Source organism: Methylobacterium sp. WL119 (assembly GCF_008039875.1).
In the GTDB taxonomy this organism is placed as follows: domain Bacteria; phylum Pseudomonadota; class Alphaproteobacteria; order Rhizobiales; family Beijerinckiaceae; genus Methylobacterium.
In genome coordinates this window covers 1-20,141 of record NZ_VRUU01000062.1, presented here as the reverse complement: position 1 = coordinate 20,141, position 20,141 = coordinate 1, and the positions used below count along the sequence as shown (strand labels likewise).

The 20,141-nt window shown below is 72.0% G+C and carries 16 protein-coding genes, 1 tRNA gene and 1 pseudogene; 11 read left to right on the top strand and 7 right to left on the bottom strand.

All coding sequences use genetic code 11. From position 1 onward, the window contains the following. The first annotated feature begins 146 nt into the window (after positions 1-146). The 5 genes from FV227_RS19535 (at position 147) to FV227_RS19515 (ending at position 2,988) form a co-directional block, all read left to right on the top strand. A complete protein-coding gene (locus tag FV227_RS19535; RefSeq protein WP_147726487.1) occupies positions 147-491 on the top strand; it encodes a CsbD family protein in 345 nt (114 codons plus the stop codon). Between the two features lie 38 nt (positions 492-529). Next, positions 530-1,441, top strand: a complete 912-nt coding sequence (locus tag FV227_RS19530) for a PhnA-like protein (protein WP_147859722.1) — start codon at positions 530-532, stop codon at positions 1,439-1,441. An 84-nt stretch (positions 1,442-1,525) separates the two neighbouring features. Continuing rightward, on the top strand, positions 1,526-1,729 hold the full coding sequence (locus FV227_RS19525) for a CsbD family protein (RefSeq protein ID WP_147727116.1): 204 nt from the start codon (positions 1,526-1,528) through the stop codon (positions 1,727-1,729). Between the two features lie 104 nt (positions 1,730-1,833). After that, on the top strand, positions 1,834-2,217 hold the full coding sequence (locus FV227_RS19520; RefSeq protein ID WP_147727115.1) for a CsbD family protein: 384 nt from the start codon (positions 1,834-1,836) through the stop codon (positions 2,215-2,217). A gap of 258 nt (positions 2,218-2,475) precedes the next feature. Next, the gene (locus tag FV227_RS19515; RefSeq protein ID WP_147859721.1) at positions 2,476-2,988 is read left to right on the top strand and encodes a MarR family winged helix-turn-helix transcriptional regulator; all 513 of its coding nucleotides are present in this window, start codon (positions 2,476-2,478) and stop codon (positions 2,986-2,988) included. 27 nt (positions 2,989-3,015) lie between these two features. Here the strand turns inward: FV227_RS19515 and FV227_RS19510 are convergent, their stop codons facing one another. Beyond that, the gene (locus FV227_RS19510; RefSeq protein ID WP_147727113.1) at positions 3,016-3,459 is read right to left on the bottom strand and encodes a DMT family transporter; all 444 of its coding nucleotides are present in this window, start codon (positions 3,457-3,459) and stop codon (positions 3,016-3,018) included. A gap of 135 nt (positions 3,460-3,594) precedes the next feature. On the opposite strand from FV227_RS19510, the gene FV227_RS19505 reads away from it, so the two are divergent. Continuing rightward, a complete protein-coding gene (locus tag FV227_RS19505) occupies positions 3,595-4,335 on the top strand; it encodes a DUF3750 domain-containing protein (RefSeq protein WP_147727112.1) in 741 nt (246 codons plus the stop codon). Positions 4,336-4,461: 126 nt separating this feature from the next. On the opposite strand, the gene FV227_RS19500 is transcribed toward FV227_RS19505, so the two are convergent. Together FV227_RS19500 and FV227_RS19495 are read right to left on the bottom strand one after the other, a co-directional pair. Next, positions 4,462-4,538 (bottom strand) — tRNA-Pro (locus FV227_RS19500). 92 nt (positions 4,539-4,630) lie between these two features. After that, positions 4,631-5,323: a 4'-phosphopantetheinyl transferase superfamily protein gene (locus tag FV227_RS19495; protein ID WP_246686549.1), complete on the bottom strand. Its 693-nt coding sequence runs from the start codon at positions 5,321-5,323 to the stop codon at positions 4,631-4,633. A 303-nt stretch (positions 5,324-5,626) separates the two neighbouring features. Here FV227_RS19495 and FV227_RS19485 point away from each other — a divergent pair, with 303 nt between their 5' ends. The 3 genes from FV227_RS19485 to FV227_RS19475 all read left to right on the top strand — a co-directional run bounded on the left by FV227_RS19485 (position 5,627) and on the right by FV227_RS19475 (position 10,532). Beyond that, positions 5,627-6,991 (top strand): MFS transporter, encoded by a 1,365-nt coding sequence (locus FV227_RS19485; RefSeq protein ID WP_246686550.1) that lies wholly within the window; start codon positions 5,627-5,629, stop codon positions 6,989-6,991. 91 nt (positions 6,992-7,082) lie between these two features. After that, on the top strand, positions 7,083-9,614 hold the full coding sequence (gene ligA / locus FV227_RS19480; protein WP_147859719.1) for an NAD-dependent DNA ligase LigA: 2,532 nt from the start codon (positions 7,083-7,085) through the stop codon (positions 9,612-9,614). 63 nt (positions 9,615-9,677) lie between these two features. Continuing rightward, on the top strand, positions 9,678-10,532 hold the full coding sequence (locus tag FV227_RS19475; protein ID WP_147727933.1) for a 3'-5' exonuclease: 855 nt from the start codon (positions 9,678-9,680) through the stop codon (positions 10,530-10,532). 78 nt (positions 10,533-10,610) lie between these two features. Here FV227_RS19475 and FV227_RS19470 read toward each other — a convergent pair whose 3' ends face one another. After that, the gene (locus tag FV227_RS19470; RefSeq protein ID WP_147727934.1) at positions 10,611-12,812 is read right to left on the bottom strand and encodes a 3-hydroxyacyl-CoA dehydrogenase NAD-binding domain-containing protein; all 2,202 of its coding nucleotides are present in this window, start codon (positions 12,810-12,812) and stop codon (positions 10,611-10,613) included. 227 nt (positions 12,813-13,039) lie between these two features. Here FV227_RS19470 and FV227_RS19465 point away from each other — a divergent pair, with 227 nt between their 5' ends. After that, positions 13,040-13,759, top strand: a complete 720-nt coding sequence (locus FV227_RS19465; protein ID WP_246686551.1) for an EAL domain-containing protein — start codon at positions 13,040-13,042, stop codon at positions 13,757-13,759. A 42-nt stretch (positions 13,760-13,801) separates the two neighbouring features. On the opposite strand, the gene FV227_RS19460 is transcribed toward FV227_RS19465, so the two are convergent. The 3 genes from FV227_RS19460 to FV227_RS19445 form a co-directional block, all read right to left on the bottom strand. Further along, positions 13,802-14,323: a hypothetical protein gene (locus tag FV227_RS19460; RefSeq protein ID WP_147859718.1), complete on the bottom strand. Its 522-nt coding sequence runs from the start codon at positions 14,321-14,323 to the stop codon at positions 13,802-13,804. 110 nt (positions 14,324-14,433) lie between these two features. Beyond that, positions 14,434-15,642 carry an acetyl-CoA C-acetyltransferase gene (locus FV227_RS19455; protein WP_147728814.1) on the bottom strand — a complete coding sequence of 403 codons (1,209 nt, stop codon included), beginning with the start codon at positions 15,640-15,642 and terminating at the stop codon, positions 14,434-14,436. A gap of 213 nt (positions 15,643-15,855) precedes the next feature. Then, the gene (locus tag FV227_RS19445) at positions 15,856-17,640 is read right to left on the bottom strand and encodes an acyl-CoA dehydrogenase C-terminal domain-containing protein (RefSeq protein WP_147728812.1); all 1,785 of its coding nucleotides are present in this window, start codon (positions 17,638-17,640) and stop codon (positions 15,856-15,858) included. A 283-nt stretch (positions 17,641-17,923) separates the two neighbouring features. Between FV227_RS19445 and FV227_RS19440 the strand changes: the two are divergent. Next, positions 17,924-20,141, top strand: a pseudogene (locus tag FV227_RS19440) (hypothetical protein); the annotation flags it as partial.

The window sequence follows — 20,141 nt, the reverse complement described above, 5'->3', positions numbered from 1 at the left end:
GCCGGCGACCTGCGCGCCGCGGCCGAGATCGAAGCGAACAAGAGTTTTTTCGAAGTCCGACGCGACGTCCGGGTCCACGCGCATGCCGTAGCCCGGGCGACACGCCGCACACGTCTCCCACACCTCGAAGCAACAGGACGAGCATCATGGTCGATACGGATCGCGTCACGGGCGCAGCGAAAGAATTTGCGGGCAAGGCACAGGGCGCCGTCGGCGATCTCGTCGGATCGCGGAACGACTCGGTCGAGGGCCGCTTCCGCGAAGCCCAGGGGTCGGCCGAGAACCTCTACGGCCAGGCCAAGGACGCCGTCCGGCACGTCGCCGGCGAGGCCTCGGACTACGCCGAGGACGCCTACGAGAACAGCGGCCACTACCTCCGCCAGGGCCGTCGCGCCGTCAGCCACCAGGTCGAGGAAAGCCCCCTCGTCGCCCTGATGATCGCCGGAGCCGTCGGCTACGGCCTCGCCCTCCTCATCCATTCCCGCCGCTGACAGCCCTCGTCGTCGCGTCAAGTCTTTCGGAGCATACCGTGGCCACATCGTCCAACATTTCCGCCGCCCCCGTCGCGGCGAGCGCAGCCTCCACCGTCCACCTGCACCAGGCGTCCTGGGGCGCGATCTTCGCCGGCGCCGTCCTGGCGCTGGTGGTGCAGGTCATCCTGAACATGGTCGGCGTCGGCGTCGGCCTGTCCAGCGTCGGCTATCCCGCCGGTGACAACCCCGCCGCCTCGACCCTGTCGATGGGCGCCGGCGTCTGGTTCGTCGTGTCCGGCATCGTCGCGGCCCTCGTCGGCGGCTTCCTCGCCGGTCGCCTCTCGGGCAAGCCCGTCGCCGCCACCGCCGGCTATCACGGCCTCGTCTCCTGGGCGGTGAGCACCCTCGTCGTGCTGTACCTGCTCAGCTCCGCCGTCGGCGGCCTCGTCGGCGGCGCGTTCGGCGCGGTGACCAGCACCCTCGGCGGCGCCGGCTCGCTCGTCGGCGGCACCGTGCAGACGGCCGCCCAGGCCGCGGCGCCCTCGCTGTCCAAGATCTCGAACCCGCTCGACGGGATCGAGAACACGGTGCGCCAGCAGGCGGCCGGCCAGGACCCGCAGGCCCTGCGCGATGCCGCCGCCTCGGCGGTCCGCGCCCTGCTCTCGGGCGATCCGGCCCAGAAGGCCCAGGCCGAGAACCGCGCCGCCGACGCGCTGGCCAAGGCCCAGGGCATCCCGACCGACCAGGCCAAGACGCAGATCCAGGACTACGAGAAGCAGTACGACGCCGCCGTCGCCGACGCCAAGCAGAAGGCCAAGGTCGCGGCCGAGGCCGCCCGCAGCGCGGCCACGCAGGGCGCGTTCTACGGCGCCCTCGCGCTGATCCTCGGCGCGCTCGCCGGCTTCCTCGGCGGCCGCTTCGGCGCCGTCAACCCGGCGCTGGCCTACGGCACCACCCGTCGCGCCTGACCCCTCCGGCCCCGGCACGCCGGGGCCGACCTCCCGCCGGTCGGATCGGCCGGTTCCCATGACATCGCACAAGGAGCGTTTTCGATGAGCAGCACCACCGACAAGATCAAGGGCCTGGCCAACGAGGCCGTCGGCAACGTCAAGCAGGGCGTCGGCAACGTCACCGGCAACGACAAGCTCGTCGCCGAGGGCAAGGCGCAGGAGCTGAAGGGCGAAGCCCAGAAGACCGTCGGCGACGCCAAGGACGGCGCCCAGAACCTGGCCGACAAGGTGAAGAGCAAGTTCTGAGCGAAGCCCGCGTCCCGAGGGACGCGCGCCTTGCCGATCCGACGATGCGGGACGGCGGCCGATGCCGTCCCGCACCTTTCCACCCGAACCGACGGATGCCGACCATGAACCGCGACGAATACCGGGGCGCCAAGCGCCACCTCAAGGGCCGCGCCCAATCCACCCTGGGCGGCATCACCGGCGAGGCCGGGCGCCAGGTCCGCGGCGCGGTCGATCAGGTCGCCGGCGGCGCGCAGTACGCCTACGGCCGCGCCCGCGACCGGGCCGAGGACGTGATCGAGGACGGAACCCACCTCGCCCGCGAAGCCCGCCGCCGCGGAGAGAGCCTCCTCGACGACGGCAGCCGCTACGCGCGCGACGCACGCCGCCGCGGCGAGACCTATGGCCGCCAGGCCCTCGGCTATGCCGACGAGAACCGCGCCACCACCCTCCTCGCGCTCGCCGCGGTGGCCTTCGTCGCCGGTTGGCTGCTCCGCCCGGCGCGCTGACCGCCAGAGACAGGACAGATTCCATGATCCGCAAGCTCCTCACCGCCTTCATCGTGCCGAAGCTGATCGCCTATGTCGGCCGCCGCTTCGGCGGGGGCGCCGGGCGCCGTCCGCGCTGACCCCTTCCGGGCTCCGAAGCTTCGGCATCCGGCCGTATCCCGCGACGGGACTGACGGCCGGAGTCGAATCCCGCTATACGCATGCATATGCCGGTAATTGCGGGCAGCCGGGCCAGCCGGCCGGGGCGCGAGGCGAACGATGGCGAAGGGCACGCGAGCCCGCACCGACGCGACGACCGGCTGCGCCATCGCCCCGCGGAGCCGGTGCAGCAACGCGGCGCTGCGCAGGGCGACCCGAAACATCGGGCAGCTCTACGACGAGGTGCTGGCGCCCGGCGGCCTGCGAACGACCCAGCACAGCCTCCTCGTCACCGTCCGCGCGATGGGAAGCCCGACCATGGGGCAGCTCGCCGAGGCGATGGTGATGGACCTGTCCGGCCTCGGCCACACCCTGAAGCCGCTGGCCCGGGACGGCTATCTTCGCCTCGTCCCGGACGCGGCCGACCGCCGCGTCCGCCGCGTGGCGCTGACCGACCTCGGCGCGGCCAAGCTGGAGCAGACGATCCCGCTCTGGCAGGACGCGCAGGCGCGCTTCGAGGCGGCTTTCGGGCAGGCGCGCACCGAGGCCCTGCGCGACATCCTCGGCGCGCTGGCGACGCCAGGGTTTCGCGAGGCTTTTGCGGGCGGCAAGGCGCGCGACGACGCGGGCTGATCCTGCACCCGCTGCCTGCGCACCGGTTCAGAACAGGGCGACGAGGGCGACCCCCCCGATCATCAGGACGCCGCCGAGGATCCGCCACGGCGTCGCCGGATGCACCGCGAAGCCGACCCAGCCGAAGTGATCGAGCAGGACCGAGGCGACGACGCCGGCCGTGACCAGCAGGCCGAGGAAGGCGCCGGCGCCGATCTGGCGGGCGACGAGCAGCTGCGCGATGACGATGCCGCCGCCGAACACGCCGCCGAACCATCCCCACCACGGGACGGTGGCCAGGTCTTCGGACGACGGCCAGGCGAGCCGGCCGGAGACGAGCCCGACGACGAGAACGGTGGTCGCCGTGCAGATCCCGACGACGAGCCCGGCGGTGAGCGGCTGCGAGAAGCCCTTGGCCAGGGCCGCGTTCTGGCCCGGCTGGATCGCGTTGGCGATGCCCGCGATCAGGACGACGCCGTAGAGGTACCACATGCGAAAAATCCTGGGCCGAAGGGCAACCGACGGAGGGGCAACGGGGCACGGGCGGCCGAGGCGCGATGACGCCGCACCGCTCTGCCAACCGCCCGGCGAGGTTCCTAGATCCGAGGCACCCCGCCCCGCCTGGACATGACCCGCTTGCTCCGAATCGCTCTCCTCGTCTTCGTGATCGTGTTCCTCGCGCCGATCGCGGTGTCGGCGGCCCTGTATTACCTGCGGAACGACATCGCCGACTGGCGCACCGCCGACCGCTCGAGCGCCGGGCTGCTCCGGCCGGCCGCCCAAAACCCCGAGGCCGTGGTGCGGGTGTTCTCGGCCCGCACGGTGAGCTGGCGCGGCATCATCGCGAGCCACAGCTGGATCGTGGTGAAGGGCGCCGGCGACCGCGCCTACAAGCGGTTCGACTACACCGCCTGGGGCATGCCGATCTGGGTCGACCGGTTCGTGCCGGACGGGCGCTGGTTCGGCAGCACGCCGGAGCTGGTCTTCGCCGCCGACGGCGCCGAGGCGGAACGGATGCTGCCGCGCATCCGCGAGACCATCGCCAACTACCGCTACGCGAAGCTCGGCGACTACCACCTCTGGCCCGGGCCGAACTCGAACACCTTCGTGGCGGCGGTGATGAGCTCCGTCCCGGAGATGCGGGCGAGCCTGCCGGCGACGGCGATCGGCAAGGATTTTCCCTATGACGGCCGCTGGGCCGGCCCGACGCCCTCGGGCACCGGCTTCCGGATCAATCTCGGCGGCTATCTCGGGCTGACGGTCGGCTGGGTCGAGGGCGTCGAGGTCAACATCCTCGGCGCGGTCGCCGGCCTCGACATCCGCCGTCCCGGCCTCAAGCTGCCGGGCCTCGGCCGCCTCGGCGTCTGAAGCCTCGCGCGGTTCGACGCGGCGCGCAAAACCGGGTTTCGACCGGGCGCCCGCGCGAAAAGCGGGTCACGACCGGATGGCAGGTCCGAAGGGGAGCAGTAGGAGACTGCGAACTCTCGGGAAATTTGGTCGGAGTGGCAGGATTTGAACCTGCGACCCCCACGTCCCGAACGTGGTGCGCTACCAGACTGCGCTACACTCCGAAGGCCGGCGGCTTCGCCAGCGAGCGGGGGTATAGCCGGCACCCGGGCGGGCCGCAAGCGGCATCTCGCGGCGCAGTGCGTTTCGCGGGCGATCAGCACGGGGGGCGGTCCGGCCAATCCGGCGGCAGGGCGCAGCGGGCGATGGCCGCGCCCGGCGCCCGGATCGCCGCGGCGCCGACCGTGCCGGATCCGGGTTCGAGGTGGTGGAGGCTCCAGGCCTGCGGGTCGTCGCCGTCGATCGCGACGAGGCGCGGCGGCGCCGGCGGCAGGGTCAGGGCGAAGCGGTCCAGCGGCAGCGACAGGCCGGCACCCAACGCCTTCACCACCGCCTCCTTGCGCGTCCACAGACCGGTGAAGGCGAGACCGAGCGCCTCCGACGTCAGGGCCGCCAGCGCCTCAGCTTCCCAGGGCGCGAAGTGCGCGCGGGCGATGCGCAGGACGTCCGGGATCGGGCGGACCGCCTCGACATCGACGCCGATCGCGGCCGTGGGCGAGACCCCGACGAGGGCGCGGGTGCCCGAATGCGACAGGTTGAAGCGCAGGCTCCCGGCCAGCGCGCCGGCCAGCTCCGGCTTGCCGGCCGGCCCCGCCGTAAAGGCGAGCGCGTCGCCCCCCAAGCCGAGGGCCGGGGCGAGGATCAGGCGCAGCGCCGCGTGGCTCGCGCGAAAACGGTCGCGGTCCTCCACACGCAGGAAGCGATCCGCCCGGGCGGCCTCGTCGGGCGAAAGCCACGCGTCGCAGCGCGCGAGCTGGCCCGCCGACAGGGCGAGATCGATGCTCCACACCCGGATCGCCGTGCTGGGTCCGGGTTCGGTGATGACCCAGGCTCCGTTCACAAGACATACGCCGAAGCCGGCAACGCGTACTTCCCTCCCCCTGAAGCGGGGGAGGGTGACCCGCGCAGCGGGTCGGGAGAGGGGAGCGCCGTATACGGCACCGTCGCTCCCCTCTCCCGACCCTCGCTGACGCGAGGCCCGCCCTCCCCCGCAGAGGGGGGAGGGAGAAGCGCGCGTGCCTTGCCGCGCGCTATCGTATGGTCGAGGCCGGACGAGCGGGGCGGATCTGTGCGCAATAAGGAGCCTTCGGGAATGAGCGGCGCGGAGGATCCACCGGTGCGGGCGGGCCCGCAAGCCGGAAGCGCCGTCGCGATCGCAAGCTTCGGCATGCGGCTGCCGACCCTGCAAGATCGCGGCGCCCGCTACGGCGTGTTCTTCGCCACCTATCTCTACCAGGGGCTGGTCGCCGGGTTCTCGCTGACCGCACTCGCCAACCATCTCGCGGCGCAGGGCGTGTCGAGCGCCGAGGTCGGCGTCCACTTCGCCATCGCCGGCCTGCCCTGGACGGTGCAGCCGATCCTGTGGGGGCCGCTGGTCGACCGGGCGAGCGGGTTCGCGATGGGGCGGCGCCGGGCCTGGAGCGTGCTCGCGATCCTCGGCTGCCACGCGGCGCTCGCCGGGCTGCTGCTGGTGCCGGACGCCCGCGCGCTCGGCGCTCTGGGGGGCGTCTTCCTCGTGCACAGCACCTTCGCCGCCCTGCTCGACACCGCCTGCGACCGGATGGTGATGGACCATGTCCCGCCGGGCGAGCTCGGGCGGATGAGCGCCTGCACGCGGGCCGGCTTCGTCGCCGGCACCAGCCTCGGCGCCGGCCTGTTCGGCTGGCTGCTCGCCGCCTACGGGTTCGGGTTCAGCACCGCCTGCCTGCTCGCGACCGCCATCCTCGCCGGCCTGCCGATCCTGCTGGTGCGCGAGGCGCCGGGCGACGCCCTGCTCTCGCCGGCGCGGCGGCCGAGCGCGGGGGGCGGGCGGAAGGTCCCGTTCGCGCGGTTCCTGCGCCGGCTGGCCCTGGGCCTGCGCCGGCCGAACGCCCTCCGGCTCGTCGCCCTGTGCTTCTCGGTCGACGGGGCGCTCGCGCTGTTCGAGCTGCCGTTCTCGGTCGATCTCGTCCAGGCGCAGGGCTGGGATGCCGCCGGGCTGTCGCGGCTCCAGGCCGGCCTCGCCTTCGCCGGCGGAACCCTGGGAGCGCTCGGCATCGGCCTGTGGTGCGACCGCGCCGGGCCGTTGCCGGCCCTGCGCACCCTGTTCGCGGCGAGTGCCGCCGCGTTCTTCGCCACCGCGTGCCTGATCGCGGGCGGCTTCGCCGGATCGGCCGGCCCGCTGATCCTCGGCTTCACCAACGTCCTGCCCGGCCTGCTGATCGTCGCCCTGGTGCCGGCGCTGATGCAGGCGAGCCGAGGCCGGGCCGGCGCGGCGACGCAGTTCGAGGTGTTCATGGCGGTGATGAACCTCGGCTCCGTCGCGGGCGGGGCGGCCTCGGGCGTGCTGGCGCCGGTGCTGCCGCTGTCGGGGGTCGCCCTCCTTGCCGGGCTGGTCCTGATCGGCGCGGCGGCGCTGGTCCGGCGCCCGGACCTGATCCTGCCGCGGCAGCGGCCCGGCGATGCGCGATCGCTGTGAAGCGCGACGCTTCGGCCCGGTCTCCAAGTGATCCCGGCCGGGGGGAAATCGGTTAGAAGCCCGATCGCCCCCTGCGGAAGTCTCGAGCCCGATGCCGAAGCCCCAGCCTGCCGCCCCGAAATCGGCCGCCCCGAAATCGGCCCGCGTCGAATCCGTCGCGCCGGAGGCCGACACGCTCACCGCCGAGGCGGCGCGGGCGCGCCACGCCGCGCTCTCCGCCGAGATCGCCGAGGCCGACCGGCTCTACCACCAGGAGGACGCGCCCGAGATCTCGGACGCCGCCTACGACGCCCTGCGCCGGGAACTGGAGACGCTGGAAGCGCAGGTCCCCGACCTTGCCGGCACCGGCATCGCCAGCGCGTCGGTGGGCGCGAAGCCCTCCGAGAAGTTCGCCAAGGTGCGCCATGCGGTGCCGATGCTTTCTCTCGGCAACGCCTTCGCCGACGCGGAGGTCGAGGAGTTCGTCGCCCGCGTGCGCCGCTTCCTCAACCGCCCGGAGGAACCGCTCGCCTTCACGGCCGAGCCGAAGATCGACGGTCTTTCGCTGTCGCTGCGCTACGAGGACGGGCGCCTCGTCACCGCCGCCACCCGCGGCGACGGGGAGACCGGCGAGAACGTCACGGCCAATGCCCGCACGGTCGAGGACATCCCCCAGGCGCTCGCCGGCAGCGGCTGGCCGGCGGTCTGCGAGGTGCGCGGCGAGGTCTACCTCTCGCACGCCGATTTCGCCGCGATCAACGCCCGCCAGGAGGCGGCGGGCAAGCCGCTCTTCGCCAACCCGCGCAACGCCGCCGCCGGCTCGCTGCGCCAGCTCGATCCGTCGATCACCGCCGCGCGGCCGCTGAAGTTCTTCGCCTACGCCTGGGGCGAGGTGGTGCCGCCGTTCGAGGGAACGCAATCGGGGGTGATGGACCGGTTCCGCGCGTGGGGCCTGCCGGTGAACCCGCTGACCGTCACCTGCACGGACGCGGCCGGCATGATCGCGCATTACCGGCGGATCGAGGCCGACCGGCCGACGCTGGGCTACGACATCGACGGCGTCGTCTACAAGGTCGACGACCTCGCCCTGCAGAAGCGGCTCGGCTTCGTGTCGCGGAGCCCGCGCTGGGCCCTGGCCCACAAGTTCGCGGCGCAGGAGGCGTTAACGGTGGTCGAGGGCATCGACATCAACGTCGGCCGCACCGGCTCGCTCAACCCGCTCGCGCGCCTGCGCCCGGTGACGGTCGGCGGCGTCGTGGTCTCGAACGCGACGCTGCACAACGAGGGCTACGTCAAGGGCGTCGGCGGCGACGGCGAGCCGATCCGCGACGGCCGCGACATCCGCGTCGGCGACACCGTGGTGGTGCTGCGGGCCGGCGACGTGATCCCGAAGGTGATGGACGTGGTGCTGGAGAAGCGCCCGGCCGACGCGAAGCCCTTCGACTTTCCCGAGACCTGCCCGGCCTGCGGCAGCAAGGCGGTCCGCGAGATCAACCCGCGCACCGGTAAGCCCGACGCGGTGCGGCGCTGCACCGGCGGGCTGATCTGCCCGGCCCAAGGGGTCGAGCGGCTGAAGCACTTCGTCTCGCGCAACGGCTTCGACCTCGAAGGCTTCGGGCAGACCTACATCGAGGTGCTGTTCGAGGCCGGGCTCGTGAAACAACCCGCCGACCTGTTCACCCTCGAATTCGAGCCGCTGAAGGCGGCGATCGTCGCGCGGCGCGAGGCCCTGTCGGCGGAGCGCCGGGCGGAGGGGGCGCCGGCGCCGAAGAAGCCGACCAAGAAGAAGGGCGAGGAGGAGGACAAGGCGATCCACAACCTGCTCGCGGCGGTCGCCGAGCGCCGCAGCTTGCCGATGAACCGCTTCCTGTTCGCCCTCGGCATCCCGGACATCGGCGAATCGACCGCCAAGGCCCTGGCCAAGCGGTTCTCGGACTTTTCGGAGCTGAAGACGGCGCTGCGGGCGGCGACCGACGCGCAGGCCGGGCCGGACTGGATCGAGCTCTCAGCGGTGCCGCGGATCGGGCCGACCACCCGCGACCGGCTGCTCGAGGCCGGCCTGCCGGGCGAAGCGGCACATTCGGCTGACGCGGAACCTCCGGCGGAAGCGGGCGATGCCGAGGAGGGCGAAGCCGCGCCGGCGGACGCCGGCAGGATCCGGTTCAGCACCAGCCAGCGCGCCAGCCTGATCGCCCATTACGGCAGCCTGGACGCCGCCCGGGCGGCGATCGCGCGGGCGGCCGAGCAGCGACCCGGGGACGCCTACCGGGTCTTCGCCGACGACGGCGAGATCGGCCCGGTGGCGACCGACTCGCTGATCGCGTTCTTCTCCGAGCCGCACAACGACGCCGCCGTCTCGGCGCTGCTCGCCGAGGTGACGGTGGCGCCGATGGAGGCGGCCGCGCGCACGGCGGCGTTCTCGGGCAAGACCGTGGTCTTCACCGGAACGCTGGAGAAGATGACCCGCAACGAGGCCAAGGCCACCGCGGAACGTCTCGGGGCGAAGGTCTCGGGCTCGGTCTCGGCGAAGACCGACCTCGTTGTCGCCGGCCCCGGCGCCGGCTCGAAGCTGAAGGATGCCGAGAAGCACGGGGTGCGCGTCGTCTCGGAAGACGAATGGCTCGCGATGGTCGCAGGCGCTTGAAGCGCGAGTCCGCGGGTCATAGACCTGGGTCATGACACCCCCGCGGCCGTCCCGTTCAGGCACATGACCGTCGTCGCCCTCGATTTCGAGACCGCCAACGAGCGACGCGACAGCGCCTGCGCGATCGGGCTCGCCTGGATCGAGGGGGGCCGCGTGGTCCGGCGCGCGTCCCGGCTGATCCGGCCGCCGGAGCTGCGGTTCTCGCCCGGCAACATCCGCGTCCACGGGATCGTCCCGGCCGACGTGCGCGACAAGCCGAATTTCGGCGAGGCGGTCGCCGAGTTCCTGCCCGACCTCGCCGGCGGGCTGATCCTCGCCCACAACGCGAGCTTCGACATCGGCGTGCTGCGGGCCTCGCTCCAGGCCTGCGGGCTGCCGGCGCCCCCCTTGCGCTACCTCTGCACGGTGCAGGTCGCCCGCCGCGTGTTCCCGGACCCGGAGGGCTGCGGCCTCGGCAAGGTCGCCCGCCGCCTCGGCATCCGGTTCGAGCACCACGACGCCGGCGAGGACGCCTATGCCTGCGCCGAGATCGCGCTCGCGGCCGTCCGGCAGACGGAGGCCGCGGACGTGCCCGACCTGTCGCGGGTGCTGTCGCTGCCGGCGACGCGGATCGACGGGACCGCCGCGATCCCGCGGGCGGGCGCCGGCGCGATCAGCGACCGCATCCTGCGGGCGCTCAAGCCGGCCGAGCCCGACGCGCTGCGCTTCGCCATGCGCGGCAGCACCGGCAACCGCTACGAGGTCTCGCTGGAGGACCGCAGGAGCGGCTTGATGCTGCGCTGCACCTGCATGGCCGGCCGCCACGGAGTGCGCTGCCGCCACGTGAAGGCGCTCGTCGTCGGCGACATCACCGACCTGCTGTCGAACAACCACGCCGACGTCGAGGTGCTGCGGCGCCGGCTGGCCGCGGTGGGGTGAGACGGGACGCCGTGTTGAATCCAAACGCCCACGATGCCGTGAGTTCCCTCCCCCTGAAGTGGGGGAGGGAAAGGGCGATCACGCCGCCTGCTTCGCCGCCTCGCCGTAGAACGTGCCGCCGCTCTCGGCCATGGCGCGCAGGTTGTCGGGCACCGCGAAGCGCGGGCCGTGCTTGGCCTCAAGCCCCTCGGCCAGGGCGACGAAGTCCTTCGCGCCCATGAAGTCGATGTAGGACAGGGCGCCGCCGGTGAACGGGGCGAAGCCGAAGCCGAGGATCGAGCCGACGTCGGCCTCGCGCGGATCGGTGATGACGCCCTCGCCCACCGTGCGCGCGGCCTCCAGCGCCTGAACCACGAGGAGCCGGTGCTTCAGCTCGGCGATGTCGAGGGTGTCCGGGTCGAGGTGGGTCGGCTGCAGGTCCTTCAGCCCGGGCCATAGGCGCTTCGGCGCGCCCTCCGGGTAGTCGTAGAAGCCCTTCCGGTTCTTGCGCCCGAGCCGCCCCTGATTCTCGACGAGCTCGACGAGCAGCGCCTTCTGCGCCGGGTCGACCGCGTCCGGGCCGAGCTGCGCCTCCGTCGCCTTGGCGATCTTCAGGCCGAGGTCGAGGGCGACCTCGTCGTTGAGCGAGAGCGGGCCGACCGGCATGCCGGCCATCTTGCCGGCGTTCTCGATCATCGCGGGCGGCACGCCCTCGTTGAGCATCTTGTGCCCTTCCAGGATGTAGGCGCCGACGCAGCGGTTGGCGAAGAAGCCGCGGGCGTCGTTCACGACGATCGGCGTCTTCTTCACCGTGCGGACGTAGTCCAGCGCGGTGGCGAGCGCCCGGTCGCCGGTGGCCGCGCCCTTGATGATCTCGACGAGCATCATCTTCTCGACCGGCGAGAAGAAGTGGATGCCGACGAAGGCTTCCGGGCGCGAGGACGCCTTGGCGAGGCCGGAGATCGGCAACGTCGAGGTGTTGGAGGCGAAGATCGTGTCGGGGCCGATCACCGCCTCGACCTTGGCGATCACCTCGGCCTTCACCTTCGGGTCCTCGAACACCGCCTCGATGACGAGGTCGCAATCGGCGAGATCCGCGTAGTCGGCCGACGCCTGGATGCGGGCGAGCAGCGCGTCGCGGTCGGCGGTCTTGGCACGACCCTTGTTGATCTGCCCGGTGATCAGCGCGTGGGCGTAGGCCTTGCCCTTCTCGGCCGCCTCGGTCGACTGGTCGACGAGCACCACCTCGAGGCCGGCATTGGCGGTGACGTAGGCGACGCCGGCGCCCATGAAGCCGGCGCCGACCACGCCGACCTTGCGCAGGCTGGTGGCGGGCACGTCCTTCGGGCGGCGCGCGCCCTTGTTCAGCTCGCCCATCGAGATGAACAGCGTGCGGATCATCGCCGCCGCCTCCTTGGTGCGCAGGATCATCGCGAAGTAGCGGCTCTCGACCTTGAGGCCGAGGTCCATCGGCAGCTGCAGGCCCTCGTAGACCGAGGCTAGGATCGCCTTCGCCGCCGGGTAGTTGTCGTGCGTCTCGCGCCGGTAGATCGCGTTGGCCGGGGGCCAGATCATCATGCCGGCCGGCGAATACACCTTGCCCGACGGGGCCTTGAACTTCGGCACGTCCCAGGGCGCCACCGCCGAGCCGCCGGCGAGGATCCAGGCCTTGGCCTTGGCCACGATCTCGTCCTTGCCCGCGACCTCGTGGACGAGGCCCATGCTCCTGGCCATCGCCGGGCGGATCTGCTCGCCCTTGAACAGCATCTGCAGGGCGTCGCCGGTCTGCATCAGCCGCGCCACGCGCTGGGTGCCGCCGCCGCCGGGAAACAGCCCGACCTTGATCTCGGGCAGGCCGACGCGGGTCTTCGGGTCGTCCGAGACCACGCGGTGATGGCAGGACAGCGCCAGCTCGAACGCGCCGCCGAGGCAGAGCCCGCTCACCGCCGCCGCGAAGGGCTTGCCGCAGGTCTCGAGCTTGCGGAACACCAGCGAGAGCCGGCGCGACGCCTCGAAGAAGTGGCGCATGGCGAGCTCCTCGCCCTGCTCGCGCTTGAGCTTCTCGTATTCGAGCCCGAGGCCCTGCAGCATCGTGAGGTCGGCGCCGCCCGAGAAGTTGTCCTTGCCCGAGGTGATGACGCAGCCCTTCACGGCCGGATCGGCGACGACCGCGTCGACGATCGCCTCGATCTCGTCGATCACGGCTTGCGTGATGACGTTCATCGAGCGGCCGGGGCAATCCCAGACGGCCAGGGCGACGCCGTCGGCATCGGTCTCGAAGCGAAAGTTCTGGAGATTCATCGCTGATCCTCGGATGACCGAACGCATGTAGTCCGGCGCGTTAACAGTGTGGAGATACTTGCTCTTCAGAAGGCTTGAGGGGGTCGAGCAACGGAAACTAGCCCATGATCGTCGATGCCGAGCGTGCCGATGCCAGACCAGCCGACGCCGCGCCGGCCGACGGGAAGGCGACCGCCGGGAAGTGCCGGGCCTGCCGCAACGGCGAGGAACTCGGCTTCGCCTTCACCATGGCGTTCCAGCCGATCCTGGACACGGTCGACGGCCGCGTCTGGGGCTACGAGGCCCTGGTCCGCGGGCCGGAAGGACAGTCGGCGGCCTCGATCCTCGACCGCGTGACCGACGAGACGCGCTACCGCTTCGACCAGGCCGCCCGGGTCAAGGCGATCGAGCTCGCCGGGCGCCTGTTCCCGAAGGACGACCGGACGCGCCTGTCGATCAACTTCATGCCCAACGCCGTGTACGAGCCGGCGGCCTGCATCCGCGCCTCGCTCGAGGCCGCGCGCCGGGTCGGCTTCGAGCACCGCCGGATCATGTTCGAGTTCACCGAGAACGAGCGCTTCCGCGACATCGCCCACGTGAAGCGCATCATCGCCGAGTACCGGCGCCAGGGCTTCCTCACCGCGCTGGACGATTTCGGCGCCGGCTATGCCGGGCTGAGCCTGCTGGCGAACTTCCGCACCGACCTGATCAAGATCGACATGGACCTGCTGCGCGGCATCGACGCCGATGCCGGGCGCGGCGCGATCGTGGCGGGCCTCGTCGCCATCGCGCGCGGCCTCGACGTCTCGGTGCTGGCCGAGGGCGTCGAGACGCAAGCCGAGTTCAACGCCCTGCGCGACCTCGGGATCACGCTGTTCCAGGGCTATCACTTCGCCAAGCCCCGGTTCGAAGGCCTGCCGGAGGTGGCGGGCTTTCCCGGGTCGGAGCGATCCGCGCAGGCCGCCTGAGCTGGGCTGGGGGGCCATGCCCGGATCGCTCCGCCGCCGACGTCAGCGCGCCGGGGCCGGCGCGGGCGCCGGGGCGGGTGCCGGAGTCGGCGCAGGCATCGGAGCCCCGGCCTTCGGCGTGTTGTCGCCGGCCGCCGCGATCGCCAGCATGTTGAGCAGCTTCGTCACCGAAGCCTGCGAGATCGCCGTCACCGACGAGGACGGGTCGGCGTTGATGGCCTGGAACTTGAGGTAGGTCTTGTCCTCGTAGATCTCGTTGAGGTGCTTGAGCTCGGTCAGCGTGAACTTGGTCGCGTATTCCTTCGACAGCCCCTCGACCATGATGCCGCTCTGCTTGTCGAACTCGGCCATCAGCTCCTTACGGACGGAGTCCGACTTGTCGTCCGGCATCGCGGCGACGGTCTTCTCGAGCGCGGCGTCGAAGCCGGTCTTCAGGTTCTTGATCAGCGTCTTGCTGACGAGCGTCTTGGCCTCGGCGACCTTGTCGGCCGCCTCGTCCGCGCGGGCGGCGATGGGCAGGGCGAGCGCGGTCGTCAGGCACAGGGTGGCGAGAAGGCGGGTCATCGTTTCTCCCAAAGGTTCGTGTCGTCCCCGCCGTTTCCCGGCACGGGTCGGGGCCGGCTCTAGCAGCGTTCGCGTCGAATAGGGAACGCGCCGGCCGGTTCGAGACCGCGTCAGACCCGCTCGATGATCGTCGCCGTGCCCATGCCGGCGCCGATGCACAGGGTCACCAGGGCGCGCTCCTTGCCGGTGCGCTCCAACTCGTCGAGCACGGTGCCCAGGATCATCGCGCCGGTGGCGCCGAGCGGATGGCCCATGGCGATGGCGCCGCCGTTGACGTTGACCTTGGCCGGATCGAGGTCGAACGCCTGCTGGAAGCGCAGGACCACGGCGGCGAAGGCCTCGTTGACCTCGAACAGGTCGATGTCGGAGAGCTGCATCCCGGCCCGCGCCAGCACCTTCCTCGTCACGTCGACCGGGCCGGTCAGCATCAGCGCCGGATCCGAGCCGATGTTGGCGAAGGCGCGGATTCGTGCACGCGGCTTCAGGCCCGCGGCGACGCCCGCCTCTCGCGAGCCGATCAGCACCGCGGCGGCGCCGTCGACGATGCCCGACGAGTTGCCGGCATGGTGGACGTGGTCGACCGCCTCGACGTCCGGATGCGCGTCGACCGCCACCGCGTCGAAGCCGCCCATCTGGCCCATCTGCACGAACGAGGCCTTCAGCTGCCCGAGCGACTGCATGTCGGTCGCGGGCCGCATGTGCTCGTCGCGGTCGAGCAGGGTGATGCCGTTCACGTCGCGCACCGGCACGACCGAATCCTTGAACAGGCCGTCGGCCCAGGACCTGCCCGAACGGGTCTGGGACTGCACGGCGTAGGCGTCGCAATCGTCGCGGCTGAACCCGTACTTGGTGGCGATCAGGTCGGCGGAGACGCCCTGGGGCATGAAGTAGGACTTGATCGCGATCGCCGGGTCGACCGGCCAGGCGCCGCCCGAGGCGCCGAGGCCGACGCGGCTCATCGACTCGACGCCCCCGCCCACCGTCATGTCGTGCTGGCCGGCCATGACCTGGGCGGCGGCGAAGTTGATCGCGTCGAGGCCCGAGGCGCAGAAGCGGTTGATCTGCACGCCCGGCACGTGGTTGCCGTAGTCGGCGACCAGCGCCGCGGCCCGGGCGATGTCGCCGCCGGCCTCGCCGACCGGGTCGACGCAGCCGAGCACCACGTCGTCGACCTTCCGGGTGTCGAGGCCGTTGCGGTCCTTGAGCGCGCGCAACGCCGTCTCGGCCAGGCGGAGCGCCGTGACCTCGTGCAGCGACCCGTCCGGCTTACCGCGGCCGCGGGGGGTGCGGACGTGGTCGTAGATGAAGGCCTCGGTCATGGCGTTTCCCTCGGATCGTTGTCCACTTGGCAACAGCGAGGGCTTGCGCGGTCCGACGCTCCCTCACGTCCCTCCCCCCTCTGCGGGGGAGGGTGGGCCTCGCGTCAGCGAGGGTCGGGAGAGGGGAGCGCGTTATCCGGCACCGTCGCTCCCCTCTCCCGACCCGCTTCGCGGGCCACCCTCCCCCCGCAGAGGGGGGAGGGAAGAACTCCCTCAGAACGCCTCGGCCGGCAAGGCCATGGTCGTGTCCGCGCCGGCCTTGACCCGCCCGAAGCGCATCGCGGTCTCGGGCAGCACCCGCTCCATGTAGAACCGGCCGATGGCGAGCTTGGCCTCCATGCGCTCCGGCCGCTCGGCCTTCTTGGCGTTCGCCGCCTTGGCGATCTTGCCCCACATGTAGCCCATCGCGACGAGGCCGAGGAGATGCATGTAGTCGGTGGCGCCGGCGCCGGCGTTGTCCGGCTTCGAGAACGCGTTCTGCATGAACCACATGGTGGCGCCCTGCAGGTCGTTGAGCCCGGCCTGGAGCGGCGCGGTGAAGGGTTTCAGCGCCTCGTCCTCGCCGTTGTCCTTGATGAAGGCCTGGACCTCGCCGAGGAAGGTCATCATCGCGCGACCGCCGTCTTTGGGCAGCTTGCGCCCGATCAGGTCCATCGCCTGGATGCCGTTGGCGCCCTCGTAGATCATCGCGATGCGGGCATCGCGCACGAACTGCGACATGCCCCATTCCTCGATGTAGCCGTGGCCGCCGAACATCTGCTGCGCCTCAACCGCGTTGGCGAAGCCCCGGTCGGTGAGCACGCCCTTGACCACGGGGGTGAGCAGGCCGAGCAGGTCGTCGGCGGTCTGGCGCTCCTTCGCGTCCTCGGAGCGATGCGAGATGTCGGATTGCAGCGCGGTCCAGAGCATCAGCGCGCGCGCCGAATCGTTGAAGGCGCGGATGCCCATCAGCGTGCGGCGCACGTCGGGGTGGACGATGATCGGGTCGGCGGCCCTGTCCGGCGCCTTCGCGCCGGTGAGCGAGCGGCCCTGCAGCCGGTCCTTCGCGTAGGCCACGGCGTTCTGGTAGGCGACCTCGGACTGGCCGAGGCCCTGCACGCCGACGGCGAGCCGCGCCTCGTTCATCATCACGAACATCGCGTTGAGGCCGCGGTTCTCCTGGCCGACGAGCCAGCCGGTGGCGCCGTCGTAGTTCATCACGCAGGTCGAGTTGCCGTGGATGCCCATCTTGTGCTCGATCGAGCCGCAGGACACGCCGTTGCGCGCGCCGACCGAGCCGTCCGCGTTCACCAGGAACTTCGGCACCACGAAGAGCGAGATCCCCTTGGTGCCGGCCGGCGCGCCCTCGATCCGGGCGATGACGAGATGGACGATGTTCTCCGACAGGTCGTGCTCGCCCGCCGAGATGAAGATCTTGGTGCCGGTCAGCGCGTAGGAGCCGTCGCCGTTCGGCACGGCCTTGGTCTTCAGGAGGCCGAGATCGGTGCCGCAATGGGGCTCGGTGAGGTTCATGGTGCCGGTCCAGGCGCCCTCGACCATCTTCGGCAGGTAGGTGCTCTTCTGCTCGTCCGAGCCGTGAACCAGCAAAGCCGCCATCGCCCCCTGCGTCAGGCCCGGATACATCCCGAGCGCGAGGTTGGCGCCGGAGGCGAATTCCTGGATCGCGGTGTTCAGCGTGTGCGGCAGCCCCTGGCCGCCGTATTCCTCCGGCACCGACAGGCCCATCCAGCCGCCCTGGGCGTAGGCGTCGTAGGCCGCCTTGAAGCCCTTCGGCGTCGTCACCGAGCCGTCGGCCCGGCGGAGGCAGCCTTCGAGGTCGCCGACGCGGTTGAGCGGGGCCAGCACCTCGTCGGCGAGCTTGGCGCCCTCGTTCAGCACCGCCTCGACCATGTCCGGCGTGGCCTCGGAGAAGCCCGCGAGGTTGGCGTGGTTGTGGAAGCCGAGCACGTCGTTGAGGAGGAACAGGGTGTCCTCGACCGGGGCGCGATAGCTCGGCATGTGTCGATCCTCCAAGGGGGCGGAGGCCCTGCCCGGTCCGTCGCGGAGCGGTGGGTCTCTCGATAGTTCATATATAAACTATCCCGCCGTCCGGGGGCAAGAGGGGTGCGGCCGGGTTCCGCGGTTTCGACCGATGCAACCCATGTTCGACCTCTTAACCCGGTGTTTACCAAGAAAGTTAATGGTCCTGGACAACCGATCCGAGGACCGCGTTCCGGACACGTCGCAAGCGTGCGCGAACGTGGCCGGGGCCCGGTGCCGAACGCCGCCGAACGCAGGCCCGATGATGACCCGAACCGCGACGCCGAGCTTCGACAACTTCGATCCCGACGTGCTCGATGCTGCCCGCGACGTGGCCCGCCGCGCCGGCGTCCCGCTGGAAACGTGGATCGCCTCCGTCGTGCCGGACAAGGCGAAGGCGGGCTCGGTCAAGGCGGCCGCGAAGTCCAGCACGAAGGTGCCGCGCCGCCCCGCCTCGGATCTTGGGACGTCCCGGCCGGCCGCACAGGCCGCGCCGGCTCCCGCCGCCGCGACGATGCCCGACGCCGCCTCGGACGGCGCCCTCGGCGCGACCATCCAGGCCCTGCTCGCGCGCATCGACGGGCTCGACCGCACCCTCGCCGAGGAGCGGCTGTCTGTGGAAGACGCCGCCCAGCGCCGGATCGCCGACATCGAATCCCGCATCGGCGCGGCGATCGGCGCCAGCGCCGCCCCGGTCCAGCAGGTCGCCGAGCGCCTCGGCGACATCGAGCGCCGGATGTCGGCGTTGGGCGAGCAGCTCGCGGCGACCCGGCCCCCGGGCCGGCGCGGCCGCCCGGCGGCCGCCGAGATCCAGGATGCGGTGCAGGACATCCGCCAGCGCCAGCGCGAGCTCGGCGAGAACGCCGGCGCCAGCGTGGTCGCGACCATGCGCGAGGACATCGCCCGCCGCCTCGACGCGACGGTCGAGGACACCGCGCTGCCGGACACCGCGGTGTCCGAGCTGCGCCGCGAGACGAACCGGCTTCGCGAATCGATCGGCCATCTCGCCACGCGGCGCGACCTCGGCGCCCTGGAGCAGGCGGTGATCTCGCTGGCCAGCGGCGTCGAGCGCGCCGGAGCGCCGGCGGACCTCGCCGCCATCGCCGAGCCGATCGAGCTGATCCGCGCGCAGGTCGAGCGACTGGCCGACGACGTGGCCGAGAACGTCCACACCCGCGTGGCCGGCGAGGTCGAGCGCCTCGCCTCCCGGCTCGATGCCGTCGTCGCCACCGGGCACGGCAGCGCCGTCGATCACGACGGGCTCAAGCACCTGTTCGACGAGATCGAGGAGATCCGCCGCCTGATCGCGGCGCTCGCCGGGCCGGAGCGGATCCAGAGCCTCGCCGCCGGCGTCCAGGCGATCAGCGCACAGATCGCCCAGCTCCAGAAGGCCGCGACCGCGGGCAGCGACACCGCCCTGCGCCCGCTGCTGGAGGAGATCCGCAGCGGCCTCAACGCCAGCGTCCCCGCCCCGGCGGCGCTGGTCGACCAGATCGACGCGATCGCCTCGAAGCTCGACGCGATGCAGGCGGGCGCACACGGCGCCGACGCGGCCAGCTCTCAGGCGATCCTCGGGCGGATCGACGCGCTGTCGGACAAGGTCGACCGCGTCAGCACCCAGCCGGTGGGCGACCTGATCGGGCGCCTGGAAGGCCTCGGCGAGAGCCTGCGCATGCCGGCGATGCCGGGCGGCGACGTCGCCTCGATCCACGCCATGCTGCGCAACCTCGCGGAGAAGGTCGACCGCGTCGGCGCGCGCTCCGGCGACGACGGCCTCGACGCCCTGGAAAAGCAGGTGGTGTCGATCGCCGACCGGCTCGACGCCCGCAGCGGCGACCCGACGCTCGCAAGCCTGGAGCGGTCCATGGGTGACCTGCTCAAGCAGGTCTCCGCGCTCCGCGACGAGGCACCGATCGAGGCCGCCGTGGCCCGTGCCACCCGCAGCGCCGTGGCCGATTCGATCGGCGGGCGCGGGAACGCCGAGACGAGCGAGTTCGGGCTGCTGCGCGCCGGCCTCGCGGACATGCAGGCCCGGCAGGCGGCGTCCGACCAGCGCCTCGCCACGACGCTCGAAGGGGTGCAGACCGCCCTCGAGCGCCTGACCGGGCGCCTCGATGCGCCCCCGGCCGCCGCGCCGGCCCGCGCCCCGATCGGCAACCGCGCGGTGCCGCTGGAGGAGCGTCTGCTCGCCTCGACCACCGTCGAGGCGCCGCGCCCCCGTACCGCCCGGCGCCCGGAGCTTCCGAGCGCCGCCGCGACGGGCCCCGAGACGGCCCGGTCCGGCGACGAGCTGCTGGAGCCCGGCGCGGCGCGTCCGTCCAAGGACGCCGCCCCTCGGGAGCGCCAGGCCCGCGACCGGGCCGAGCCCGCCGAGGCGGACGGCGCGACCGACATCAAGACCAACTTCATCGCCGCCGCCCGCCGGGCCGCCCAGGCCGCCCAGGCCGAGGTCGCCTCCGAGGCCGACCTCTCGGCCGGCC

What these genes read in the sequence shown, in the direction of transcription:
- FV227_RS19535 (WP_147726487.1), top strand. Translation starts at nt 147, where the DNA reads ATGGTCGATACGGATCGCGTCACGGGCGCAGCGAAAGAATTTGCGGGC.
- FV227_RS19525 (WP_147727116.1), top strand. Translation starts at nt 1,526, where the DNA reads ATGAGCAGCACCACCGACAAGATCAAGGGCCTGGCCAACGAGGCCGTC.
- FV227_RS19520 (WP_147727115.1), top strand. Translation starts at nt 1,834, where the DNA reads ATGAACCGCGACGAATACCGGGGCGCCAAGCGCCACCTCAAGGGCCGC.
- FV227_RS19515 (WP_147859721.1), top strand. Translation starts at nt 2,476, where the DNA reads ATGGCGAAGGGCACGCGAGCCCGCACCGACGCGACGACCGGCTGCGCC.
- FV227_RS19510 (WP_147727113.1), bottom strand. Translation starts at nt 3,459, where the DNA reads ATGTGGTACCTCTACGGCGTCGTCCTGATCGCGGGCATCGCCAACGCG.
- FV227_RS19505 (WP_147727112.1), top strand. Translation starts at nt 3,595, where the DNA reads ATGACCCGCTTGCTCCGAATCGCTCTCCTCGTCTTCGTGATCGTGTTC.
- FV227_RS19485 (WP_246686550.1), top strand. Translation starts at nt 5,627, where the DNA reads ATGAGCGGCGCGGAGGATCCACCGGTGCGGGCGGGCCCGCAAGCCGGA.
- ligA (WP_147859719.1), top strand. Translation starts at nt 7,083, where the DNA reads ATGCCGAAGCCCCAGCCTGCCGCCCCGAAATCGGCCGCCCCGAAATCG.
- FV227_RS19475 (WP_147727933.1), top strand. Translation starts at nt 9,678, where the DNA reads ATGACCGTCGTCGCCCTCGATTTCGAGACCGCCAACGAGCGACGCGAC.
- FV227_RS19470 (WP_147727934.1), bottom strand. Translation starts at nt 12,812, where the DNA reads ATGAATCTCCAGAACTTTCGCTTCGAGACCGATGCCGACGGCGTCGCC.
- FV227_RS19465 (WP_246686551.1), top strand. Translation starts at nt 13,040, where the DNA reads ATGGCGTTCCAGCCGATCCTGGACACGGTCGACGGCCGCGTCTGGGGC.
- FV227_RS19460 (WP_147859718.1), bottom strand. Translation starts at nt 14,323, where the DNA reads ATGACCCGCCTTCTCGCCACCCTGTGCCTGACGACCGCGCTCGCCCTG.
- FV227_RS19455 (WP_147728814.1), bottom strand. Translation starts at nt 15,642, where the DNA reads ATGACCGAGGCCTTCATCTACGACCACGTCCGCACCCCCCGCGGCCGC.
- FV227_RS19445 (WP_147728812.1), bottom strand. Translation starts at nt 17,640, where the DNA reads ATGCCGAGCTATCGCGCCCCGGTCGAGGACACCCTGTTCCTCCTCAAC.